This window comes from Rahnella sp. AA (genome assembly GCF_002834385.1).
GTDB lineage: Bacteria > Pseudomonadota > Gammaproteobacteria > Enterobacterales > Enterobacteriaceae > Rahnella.
In genome coordinates this window covers 178,579-189,989 of record NZ_PITQ01000005.1, presented here as the reverse complement: position 1 = coordinate 189,989, position 11,411 = coordinate 178,579, and the positions used below count along the sequence as shown (strand labels likewise).

Below are 11,411 nucleotides of genomic sequence, written 5' to 3'. Positions count from 1 at the left end.
TTTTCACTTTTAATATTAATGGGTAAGGAAACCCAGAAAGCTTCGCACATGTGAAAACAATTAAAGTGCAAAAGCACCCCAAGAATTTGTTCTGTGGTAAGGTTTATATGTTTTTTCCTGCTCAGCGTTTTTAGGGTATAGATAATTGCATTTTCATATCAATTAAATTATTTATTAAGTATTGATAATGTTTGTTCTTATAAAGATTGACTGTTTTAATATCATCAAAATAAATACATATCTTTTCTATATTTAATCTGGTGATATTAGACGTTATCTTCGACGTTGCAATGGGGGCTTCAGTTGTTTTAGGGAGGGAAATATTCAAAAAAAAAGCCAGATACCGAAGTATCTGACCTCTTTTTAATCTGTTATCAGAAAAAAATTGAACGAGCTTTCAGCGTGATTAACGCATCGTCACAAACTCTTCCGCGCCGGTCGGGTGGATTGCGACGGTGTTGTCGAAGTCTTTTTTGGTGGCGCCCATTTTCAGTGCGACCGCGAAGCCCTGCAACATTTCGTCCATGCCGTAACCGATGCCGTGGATGCCGACGATTTTCTCTTCTTTACCGACGCACACCAGTTTCATGCGGCATGGCTGGCGGTGCTGCGTAACGGCGGTGTACATCGCGGTGAACGCGGATTTATACACTTTCACGTTTTCTGCGCCGTACTGTTCGATAGCCTGCGGTTCGGTCAGGCCGACCGTGCCGATTGGCGGATGGCTGAACACCACGGTCGCGATGTTGCTGTAATCCAGATGCTCGTCCGGCTTGTTGTTGAACAGGCGCTCGGAAAGACGACGGCCCGCGGCAACGGCCACTGGCGTCAGTTCAACAGCGCCGGTGTTATCGCCCACCGCGTAAATGCCCTGAACGCTGGTGTTCTGGAATTTATCGACAACGATGTAGCCTTTTTCGTTGGTTTCCACACCGGTCGCTTTCAGGTTGAAGTTGTCGGTTTCCGGTTCGCGGCCAATCGCCCAGACCAGGCTGTCGACTTCAAATTCCTGACCGTTTTCCAGTTTCAGCGTCAGGCTGCCATCTGCATTTTTCACCACTTCTTTCGGAATGGATTCTTTGTGCAGCGCAGGGCCTTCGGCTTCCATCACTTCAACCAGCGTATCAACAATCAGCGGATCAAACGTGCGCAGCGGCGCATGTTTACGCACGAACAGGTGAGTTTCCGCGCCCAGTCCGTTCATCACACCGGCGATTTCCACGGCAATGTAACCTGCGCCGACAACCGCAACGCGTTTCGGCATTTCGGTCAGATCAAAGAAACCGTCGGAATCGATGCCGTATTCTGCACCCGGAATATCCGGATGGCTCGGGCGACCGCCGGTGGCGATCAGGATGTGATCTGCAGTGATCTTCTCACCGTTCACTTCAACAGTGTGTGCGTCGACGAAACGCGCAAAACCTTTAATCACGTCAACGTTATTTTTGCCCAGCACGTTGTCGTACGAGGTGTGGATACGGTCGATATAGGCGGTACGGTTGGCGACCAGCGTTTTCCAGTTGAAACTGTTCACTGTGGTGTCAAAGCCGTAATCCGGGCCGTAGTTGCGGATAGCTTCGGCGATTTGTGCGGCGTGCCACATCACTTTTTTCGGGACACAACCCACGTTGACGCACGTACCGCCCAGCTCTTTAGCTTCGATCAGCGCACATTTTTTCCCATACATAGCTGCACGGTTGATTGATGCGATACCACCGCTGCCGCCGCCAATTGCCAGATAGTCATAATGTTTGGTCATCGGATTTTCCATGAGTTGTCGAAAATGAAGTACGCCTTACCGGCGTCGTTAATCTTAAAAATTGCTTGTGAGTTTAGCGCGGGAATGTGTTTTGTCGCAAAGTTTGGATCTATGGCTGCGATAGGTTTGATAGCCAGAGCCTTAGAAAAAGGCTCTGGCGAAGGGACATTCTTTACTTACTCAGGCACAACCCAGTTCACGGTAGTGTGGCCGGTACCGGAAGGAACCAGCACTTTCAGCAGCCACGGCAGCACGTTGTTCATCTGCTGTTCGAGTTTCCACGGCGGGTTAATCACAATCATGCCGGAAGCCGTCATGCCGCGCTGATCGCTGTCCGGGCGCACGCCCAGCTCGATTTGCAGAATACGGCGGATGCCGGTCGCTTCCAGATCACGCAGCATTTTTTTGATTTGCTGGCGCATCACCACCGGATACCACAGTGCATAGGTGCCGGTGGCGAAACGCTTGTAGCCTTCCTGAATGCCTTTTACCACGTCCTGATAGTCGGTTTTCATTTCGTACGGCGGGTCCATCAGGATCAGCCCGCGACGGGACGGCGGCGGTAACTGGGCTTTCAGCTGCTGATAACCGTCGGCACGCGCAACGCGGGTGCGGTCATCCTTCTGGAACTCACTGCGCAGCAGCGGGAAATCGCTCGGGTGCAGCTCGGTCAGGTGCAGTTTGTCGTCTTCGCGTAACAGCTGACGGGCAATCAGCGGCGAACCCGGGTAATAGCGCAGGTTCTCATTGCGGTTGAAGTGATTCACGACGGACATATAGGCTGCCAGTTCTTCAGGAATATCATCACGTTGCCAGATGCGCGCGATGCCTTCCAGATATTCGCCGGTACGTTCGGCGTGTTCGCCACTCAGCTGATAGCGCCCGGCACCCGCGTGGGTGTCGAGATAAAGGAAGGGCTTTTCTTTTTCTTTCAGAGATTCAATGATCAGGCTCTGAACGGTGTGTTTCAGGACGTCGGCATGGTTGCCGGCGTGAAAACTGTGGCGGTAACTCAACATAACTTTTTTGTTCCGGAGTGGCGTATTGCGGACAGTATAAACATTCGGCCTCCAAGTTGCCCGTAAAACGCCGCCTTCTTACTTCCCGACCCAGCTGTTTTTAATTTTGAACATGTCCGCACGGTTAAAACTGATGGAGTAGTTGAAGGCTTTTCCGTCCTCCAGTTTGGTGACGCCAGAGACTTTCAGCATCGGGCTGCCGGTTTCAATGTTCAGCAACGCCGAGAGGGTTTCGTCGAACAGGGCGGCTTCAATTACTGAGTTATAGAACTTAATTTTCCTGCCAGCTTTATTTTCAATATATTCATATAAAGACGCTTCCTGTAAAACAGCTTCAGGAATTGTCTCTATGAAAGCGCAGGGAATATACGAGTCTTCGATCAGTACCGGGATATTATCAACCAGCCGGATGCGGCGGATATAATGAATGTCGTCATCCGCGTGAATATCCAGCTGTGCGGATATATATTCTCCCGCAGCGATTTTGTTCAATGTAATCAATTTGCTGGAGACTTTGACCTGATTTTTAAATTCACGCGAAAAACCCAGAATGGAATCGCTGGTGCCGTTATTAAGCAGATAAACGTTATCTTCAATCACTTTGGTGACGTACATGCCTTTACCGTGGATGCGCTCGATAAAGCCCTCCTGCTCCAGCATATGCATCGCTTTTTGCAGGGTGACGCGCGTGACGTCGTAGTGCAGTGCTAATTCCCTCTCAGAAGGAATTTTGTCCCCGACACGATATTCTTTATTGAGGATTGCCTGTTTCAGGCTGTTTTTAATATCAATGTAGCGGGCGGCCATGGCGTAACGCCTTCTTGCTGCGGTTTATTTTCGGGCAGTATAAACAGAACATACTGAGGTGTCATCCGGGCGCACCGCCGTGAAAAGCGAGCGGCGCGCGGAGGTGATTAGCGAAGTTTAATCTGCGCCGGTGACGGTTGTTCAAAGGCGCGATGCAATATTTCCATGGTGGTCATCACATCCTGATGCGGCACATAAGCCGGTTTTTTATGGATCAGTGTGTCATAAACGGCGTCATAAACCCGGCCATAATCGCCGGTTCCGGCATCCACTTTCTCGGTGATCATTTCGCCCTGTACATTCTGATATTTCAGCACGCCCCGTTCGGGGTCTTTACCGAAATTTTGGCTGCCCGGCATTTCCCCGGCTTTAAGGGATGTTTCCTGCGGGTCGACAGACATTTTAATGAATGATCCGTTTTCTCCGTGAACGATGAATTTCGGGTAAGGCTGCATGACCAGATGACTGCATTTCACAATCGCTTTGATATCGCCGTAATAAAGCTGTAATTCAAACGTATCGTCAGGATTATTTTTATTCCTGACGGAGCGGATATCGTAGTGCACGAATTCCGGTCGTCCGAACAGGCTGACAACCTGATCGATAAGATGAACGCCCAGCCCGTAAAACGCGCCGTGGGTGAAATCACCGGGCGCGTCGGGTGCATCGGGGCGGAAATAGTCGAAATGACTTTCGAATTCCACCAGTTTCCCGAGCACGCCGCTGTTAATCACTTTTTTAGCGGCCAGAAAACAGCTGTCAAAACGGCGATTCTGGAAAGGCGTCACCGTTAATCCTTTTTCAGTTGCCAGAGTAAATAGCGCCTCTGCCTCATCCAGCGTGCGGGTAAACGGTTTTTCGACGATGACGTTTTTCCCGTGCTCCAGGCATTTCCGGGCGTATTCATAATGTGTTTCCGGCGGCGTACAGAGCGTGACCAGCGTGATGCTTTCATCGAGCAGAATGTCGTTCAGATTGCCGGTGAAATGAACGCCCTGATATTCACTTCCGGCCTCCAGTGCCGGACGACGGACCACATCGAAAATCGTTTTGACGCGAAACGTGTCGCGGCGCTGAAAAACGTAGGGCAGGTGATAACGCGTTGCGCTTTTGCCGAATCCTATAAATGCACTGTTTATCATCATGATAATGAACTCCCTCTGAGAAATTTATGCACTGACCTGTGGTGCGTTTGCCGGTATTTCGGCTATTTCGGCCACCAGTTGTTTCTTTTCCAGCAAACGGAAGAAGGGATAGTAAATGATTGTCGAAATAATAATCATGACGCCTGACCAGATTGCCGCAGGAATATTCCCGCCGGTGGCGAAATATGCATTGAGGAACGGCGGCATGGTCCAGGGGATCTGCAATACCGGACGGCCGATGATATTAAATTCCATCAGGAAATAAGACATCGTACACAGCAGCATCGGCGTGACAATTAACGGCAACATCATCAGCGGATTGAAAACCATCGGCACGCCGAATATCACCGGTTCATTAATACAAAACAGGGAAGGGGCGAATGCCATTCTGCCCAGCGATTTGTAATAACGGCTTTTGGATACCATCATCGCCAGCACCAAACCCATCGTCGCGCCGGAGCCGCCGGTGCAAATGAAGAAGTTATAAAACCCCTCGGCAAAGATATGCGGGATCGGCTGATGGCTCAGATAAGCCTGCGTATTTTCGACGATGAATTTCAGGAAGATCGGTGCGGTTATGCCGGATAACACGTTGGTGCCGTGTATTCCGCAGCACCACAGCAGTGAAATCAGAAACACCAGAATTAACATGCCGGGCAATGTCCCCAGGCCAATCACCAGCGGGCTGAGGATCATCGTGAAGAACGCGTTGATATCAAAGTGCAAAATCACCCTGACGAACCAGACCAGTGCCAGGCAGACAAACGCCGGGATCACGCTGACGAACGATTGCAACACCGCTGGCGGGACACTTTCCGGCAGCCGGATATAGATTTTATGATCAATGAAAAAGCGGATGATATACACGGTCAGCACCGACAAAATAATGGCGGAAAATAACCCCGAGGCGCCGAGATTATCGACGTTCAGCAGATAATTATCATCGAGCTGCGCCATCAGAAAGACGGCGACAGTAATACCGCTGCACGTCAGCCCGTCGAGTTTGTAATGTTTCGCCAGGTTGTAGCTGATGCCAATTGCGGAAATTAAACCAATAATGCCGAAAGTGACGATAACCGGCACATTCAGCGCCGTGCCAAAGGTGCCGAGATATTCCGTCCAGCCGGGAACAGGCAGGTTGGCGATAATTAAAAACACGCTGCCGGCAATAATAAACGGTAACGTGAGCGTGATGCCGTTTCTGACGGCGACCAGAATTACGTTTTCCCCGACTTTCACCAGACAGGGCACCACGCGGGATTCTAAAAACTTCATCATGATATTTTCCCCGCCTTGCCAAATTTGTACTGAGGCAGGAAGGGCCGGTTTACCGCCAGATATTCATCGAGAATTTTCCCGGCAATATCCACCGATGGAATCAGCGGATGCACCGACAGCGCCATTAACGCCGTGGAATAATCGCCGGTGACGGCGGCTTCAACGGTGAGTTCTTCAAACGCTTTGACGCTCTGGATCAGCCCGCGAATTTTCACCGGCAGGCGGCCATACGCCAGCGGATGCGCGCCCTGACGGTCAATCATGGCGTTGGTTTCAACTACGCTTTCATCGTCCAGGTCACGCGTTGCGCCCCGGTTCGGGGTATTCACCACGTGGATTTCTTTCTTATCGTTATAAATTGAGCTGATGATGGAGCAGGCTGTTTCCGAGTAATATGCGCCGCCGCGGCTTTCGAGCTCTTTCGGTTTAGACTCAAGCTGAGGGTTTTTATAAATCTCAAACAACTGATGTTCAATTTCGCGGGTTTGCTCGCCGCGCGTGCCATATTTTTTGCTGTCCAGAAGGCTGTGCTCGACCATCTCCCGGCTGAGGTAAAAGTATTTCAGATAAGAGAGCGGGAACATGCCCAGCGCACGGATGAAATCGGGGGGTAAACCGATATCGGGGATGTTTTTTTGCGAGCCGCCGCCCGAGCGTTTCGCCAGTTTCTCAATAAATTCAGCGGTGACGTCCTGGCCTTTTACCGTAATCTGATCGGCAAAAATCAGGTGGTTCAGCCCCATCACTCTGGCGTAAACCTCCCGACGCTCAACGCCATAGACGCCCGCAATGTCCATCATCATGTTGTTCGCGCCGCTGCAGATCCCCAGCGTTTTTATTGGGGAATATTTTTCGATGGCTTCAGTGACAATGCCGGCGGGATTGGTGAAGTTGATCAGCCACGCCTCCGGGCACAGTCTTTCCATATCGCGGCATAAATCCAGCAGGACGGGAATGGTGCGCTGCGCTTTCATAAAGCCGCCTGCGCCGGTGGTCTCCTGCCCGAGAACGCCGTATTTCAGCGGAATGGCTTCATCATGAATGCGCGCCTCCTGCTGGCCGACGCGTAACTGCGTGGTGACGAAATCTGCATCAAACAACGCTTCGTTGCGGTTAGTGGTCAGGTGAACCGTCATCGGTAATCCCGACTTTTTCACCATGCGTTTTGCCAGTTCCCCGACAATTTTCAGCTTCTCCGCGCCCGCGTCGATATCCACCAGCCAGTAATCGGTGACCGGTAATTCATCGTAGCGGCGGATGAAACCTTCAATCAGTTCCGGCGTGTAACCCGATCCGCCGCCCAGCGTGACAATCTTGAGTTTTTTCATTTTTGTTTCATTCCCTGATGTGTTTTGGATTTTCTTGACTGGCGTATGCCAGCTGGAAAATAACACGATTAACCTTGCTGTAAATAAGGTTTATCCGGCAGGCAGAACTTATGCTGAGAAATGCGAGGCGGGTCTAAAATGGGGGTGATGTTTCAGGTGCGAGTGATTGATACGGTGAATAACTTCTGCTGGCGGGACAAATTCGCCGGATCCATTGATTTCCCCGTAACTTGACCGCATGTTAGAAGTTACGTCATCTTTAAGACGACCCGAATTCATGGCGTGGTGCGCCACAGGCGCATCAGCCTCAAACGCTATAACGAAGGACTGGCCCTATGACTGAACAGCAAAATGCGTCGAATCCGCTCTTAAAACCGTTCTCCCTGCCGCCTTTCTCTGCGATCCAACCTGAACATATCGTCCCTGCGATGCAATCTGCGATCGAAGAAAGCCGCCAGACGATTGAACGCGTGGTCGCTCAGGGCGCGCCTTATACCTGGGAAAATCTGTGCCAGCCGCTGGCGGAAAGTGACGATCGTCTGAGCCGTATCTGGTCGCCCGTCGGGCATCTGAATGCGGTCAAAAACAGCCCGGCACTGCGTGAAGCGTACGAGCAATGTCTGCCAATTTTATCTGAATTGAGCACCTGGACCGGGCAGCACGCCGGTTTGTATCAGGCTTACCGCGATTTAAAAGACGGCGAACATTTCACTACGTTGTCCGTTGCGCAGAAAAAGGCGATTGATAACGCGCTGCGTGATTTCGAGTTATCCGGCATTGGTTTGCCGGTCGAAAAACAAAAACGTTACGGCGAAATCTCCGCACGTCTGTCCGAGCTGGGCTCGACGTACAGCAACAACGTGCTCGACGCCACGATGGGCTGGAGCAAGCTGATTACCGACGAGGCCGAACTGAAAGGCCTGCCGGAAAGCGCACTGGCGGCGGCGAAAGCGCTGGCCGAATCGAAAGAGCAGGAAGGCTGGCTGCTGACGCTCGACATCCCGAGCTATCTGCCGGTGATTACCTACGGTGAAAACCGTGCGCTGCGCGAAGAGATTTACCGCGCGTTCGGCACCCGCGCGTCCGATCAGGGCCCGAATGCCGGCAAGTGGGATAACAGCGAAGTGATGGCGGAAATTCTGTCGCTGCGCCACGAACTGGCGCAACTGCTGGGCTTTGATTCTTACGCTGATATGTCGCTGGCCACCAAAATGGCCGAAAGCCCGAAACAGGTGATTGATTTCCTGAGCGGCCTGGCAACGCGCGCGCGCCCGCAAGGCGAACGTGAGCTGGCGCAGCTTCGTGCTTTCGCCAAAGAGCATTTTGGCGTGGACGAAATGGAAGCCTGGGATTTGCCGTTCTACGGCGAAAAACAGAAACAGCATCTGTTCTCCATCAATGACGAGCAACTGCGTCCGTATTTCCCTGAACAGCGCGCGCTGGAAGGGCTGTTCGAAGTGGTGAAACGCATTTACGGCATCACCGCCAAAGAACGTAAAGACGTGGAAACCTGGCACAAAGACGTGCGCTTCTTCGATTTGTTCGATGAATCCGGCGATCTGCGCGGCAGTTTCTATCTCGACCTGTACGCCCGTGAACACAAACGTGGCGGAGCCTGGATGAACGATTATGTCGGCAGCATGCGTAAAGCCGACGGCGAACTGCAAAAGCCGGTCGCGTATCTGACCTGTAACTTTAACGGCCCGGTCGGCAATAAACCGGCGCTGTTCACGCATAACGAAGTCACCACGCTGTTCCACGAATTCGGCCACGGTTTGCATCATATGCTGACCCGCATCGACACCCCGGGCGTTGCCGGTATTGCCGGTGTGCCGTGGGATGCCGTCGAGCTGCCAAGTCAGTTTATGGAAAACTGGTGCTGGGAGCCGGACGCGCTGGCGTTCATCTCCGGGCATTTCGAAACCGGCGAACCGCTGCCGAAAGAGATGCTGGATAAAATGCTGGCCGCGAAGAACTATCAGGCGGCGCTGTTTATTTTGCGTCAGCTCGAGTTCGGCCTGTTTGATTTCCGCATGCACGCGGAATATGACCCGGCGAAAGGCGCGCAAATTCTGCAAACGCTGGCGGAAATCAAGAAGCAGGTTGCGGTTGTGCCATCACCAGGCTGGGGCCGTTTCCCGCACGCGTTCAGCCATATTTTCGCAGGCGGTTATGCGGCCGGTTACTACAGCTATCTGTGGGCGGAAGTGTTGTCTGCCGATGCCTATTCCCGCTTCGAAGAAGAGGGGATTTTCAACCGCGAAACCGGGCAGTCGTTCCTCGACAATATTCTGTCGCGCGGCGGTTCCGAAGAGCCGATGGAGTTGTTCAAACGCTTCCGCGGGCGTGAGCCGCAGCTGGATGCTATGCTGCGCCATTACGGTATCAAAGGATAATTTCTGCCTGTGAGTGTGTGTTTACTCTGTGAAGAAGGCGCCGATGAAGGCGCCTTATCTGTTCTGGCGCAGCGCTGGAATCTGACGTCTGACCCGGACGCCGTCATGGCGCTGGTGCTGACGCCTGAGCGTCTGGAATTACGCAAACGCGACGAGCCAAAACTCGGCGCCATTTTTGTCGATTTCGTCGGCGGCACGATGGCGCATCGTCGTAAATTCGGCGGCGGGCGCGGTGAAGCGGTAGCAAAAGCGGTCGGTATCAAAGGCAGTTATCTGCCTGATGTCGTCGATGCCACCGCCGGTCTGGGGCGCGATGCGTTTGTGCTGGCGTCCCTGGGTTGCAAAGTGCGAATGCTGGAACGTAATCCGGTGGTGGCGGCGTTGCTCGACGACGGGCTGGCGCGTGGCTATCGCGATGCAGAAATCGGCCCGTGGCTGCGTGAACGCATGACGCTGCTGCACGTTTCAAGCCTGACGGCGCTCTCTGAGCTTTCGCCAAAACCGGAAGTGGTGTATCTCGACCCGATGTATCCGCACAAACAGAAAAGTGCGCTGGTGAAGAAAGAGATGCGCGTGTTTCAGGGGCTGGTTGGCCCGGACGAAGATGCCGACGGCCTGCTGGAACCGGCGCGCCGGTTAGCGACCAAACGCATTGTGGTGAAACGTCCTGACTATGCGCCCCCGATGGCGGATATCGCCGCGCAGGCTGCGGTCGTCACCAAAAGCCACCGGTTTGATATTTATACGCCGCTGTAAAAACCGGCTGTTTTAAACGTGAAAAACCGGAATACACCTTCGTGAATTCCGGTTTTTTGTTTAGGCCTGATTACGTAAATCTTCAATAAACTCAGTGACGGGTACGGTTTTTTCCCGGTCACGTTGGGCTTCATCAATTTTTTTTAGCTGGTCGATCAGGATCTTCTTCATTTCGGCTTCCGCAAAACGTGTCAGCAAATCCCGAACCATCGGCTGATAGCCAATCTGATGATGGGCCGCGATGGTTTTCAGGTTACTCAATAGCGATTTATGCAACCTTATCGAGATGGCCTGAAGTTCCATCATGTCGTCGAACTCAGCGGCCTGAGAAGCGCTGACCGCCTCAGCATGTTCTTCTGAGGCGCCCAGTTCGCGGTTGTCCCACATCCCGGCATTGTTTTCAGCATCCTGGCGGGTTGTCATAGTGTTGTCCTCTGAATTCAAAAATTGTTTACCCATTTTCACACTGCACCTTTACTGGCGTAGATCTTCCTTTCAATCTCATTCGGTTCGAATGCTGATTTCAACTGCGCCGGATGCCCCTGTGCGGGGGAATAAAGCAGATTTTAAGTATTTTGCCCTTGTTGGTGAGCGCAATGAACCACAGCGTAGGCGGTGTCGTTTTATGTATTTCGCGTGTATCCATAAGGTAATTCCCTTCGCGGTTGGCAAAACACTCAAAAACTTCTTTCTCAGTCACATTGTGTTTAACGCGTAACTTCTCTTTCACTGCGGGTGAAAAATGAATATTCATGACACATCCTGTGTGAAATGCTTTTCCGTATACACATAAAATTTGAGTTTATAATTCAAGTAAAACAATAAATTATAAATATTTAAGAGATTGATAACCTCTCTGTATATACAATATTATGCCTTTGCACAGGAATTAACCAGTTTTCTCTTTGAGATAAAATCCCCAT

General features: G+C 51.8%; 10 protein-coding genes. 2 read left to right on the top strand and 8 right to left on the bottom strand.

Going from position 1 to position 11,411, the window contains the following annotated elements:
• Positions 1-406: 406 nt before the first annotated feature.
• From gorA to CWS43_RS14095, 6 genes are all read right to left on the bottom strand, one after another.
• Complete coding sequence (gene gorA / locus CWS43_RS14120) at positions 407-1,759, bottom strand: glutathione-disulfide reductase (RefSeq protein ID WP_101077582.1); 1,353 nt, start codon at positions 1,757-1,759, stop codon at positions 407-409.
• Positions 1,760-1,935: 176 nt separating this feature from the next.
• On the bottom strand, positions 1,936-2,778 hold the full coding sequence (locus CWS43_RS14115; RefSeq protein WP_013573521.1) for a 23S rRNA (adenine(2030)-N(6))-methyltransferase RlmJ: 843 nt from the start codon (positions 2,776-2,778) through the stop codon (positions 1,936-1,938).
• Between the two features lie 78 nt (positions 2,779-2,856).
• Positions 2,857-3,585, bottom strand: coding sequence for a GntR family transcriptional regulator (locus tag CWS43_RS14110; RefSeq protein WP_101077580.1), 729 nt, complete (start codon positions 3,583-3,585; stop codon positions 2,857-2,859).
• A gap of 107 nt (positions 3,586-3,692) precedes the next feature.
• Positions 3,693-4,730 (bottom strand): oxidoreductase, encoded by a 1,038-nt coding sequence (locus CWS43_RS14105; RefSeq protein WP_101077578.1) that lies wholly within the window; start codon positions 4,728-4,730, stop codon positions 3,693-3,695.
• A 24-nt stretch (positions 4,731-4,754) separates the two neighbouring features.
• Positions 4,755-6,008 carry a PTS sugar transporter subunit IIC gene (locus CWS43_RS14100; protein WP_101077576.1) on the bottom strand — a complete coding sequence of 418 codons (1,254 nt, stop codon included), beginning with the start codon at positions 6,006-6,008 and terminating at the stop codon, positions 4,755-4,757.
• Positions 6,005-7,336 (bottom strand): 6-phospho-beta-glucosidase, encoded by a 1,332-nt coding sequence (locus CWS43_RS14095; RefSeq protein WP_101077574.1) that lies wholly within the window; start codon positions 7,334-7,336, stop codon positions 6,005-6,007. The genes CWS43_RS14100 and CWS43_RS14095 overlap by 4 nt, the downstream gene beginning before the upstream one ends.
• Before the next feature lie 335 nt (positions 7,337-7,671).
• On the opposite strand from CWS43_RS14095, the gene prlC reads away from it, so the two are divergent.
• On the top strand, positions 7,672-9,732 hold the full coding sequence (gene prlC / locus CWS43_RS14090; RefSeq protein WP_101077572.1) for an oligopeptidase A: 2,061 nt from the start codon (positions 7,672-7,674) through the stop codon (positions 9,730-9,732).
• Between the two features lie 9 nt (positions 9,733-9,741).
• Positions 9,742-10,488 carry a 16S rRNA (guanine(1516)-N(2))-methyltransferase RsmJ gene (rsmJ, locus tag CWS43_RS14085; RefSeq protein ID WP_101077570.1) on the top strand — a complete coding sequence of 249 codons (747 nt, stop codon included), beginning with the start codon at positions 9,742-9,744 and terminating at the stop codon, positions 10,486-10,488.
• A gap of 60 nt (positions 10,489-10,548) precedes the next feature.
• On the opposite strand, the gene CWS43_RS14080 is transcribed toward rsmJ, so the two are convergent.
• Both CWS43_RS14080 and CWS43_RS14075 read right to left on the bottom strand, forming a co-directional pair.
• Positions 10,549-10,911, bottom strand: a complete 363-nt coding sequence (locus tag CWS43_RS14080; RefSeq protein ID WP_157825397.1) for a hypothetical protein — start codon at positions 10,909-10,911, stop codon at positions 10,549-10,551.
• A gap of 100 nt (positions 10,912-11,011) precedes the next feature.
• Positions 11,012-11,242, bottom strand: coding sequence for a hypothetical protein (locus tag CWS43_RS14075; RefSeq protein WP_198555839.1), 231 nt, complete (start codon positions 11,240-11,242; stop codon positions 11,012-11,014).
• Positions 11,243-11,411: the final 169 nt, after the last annotated feature.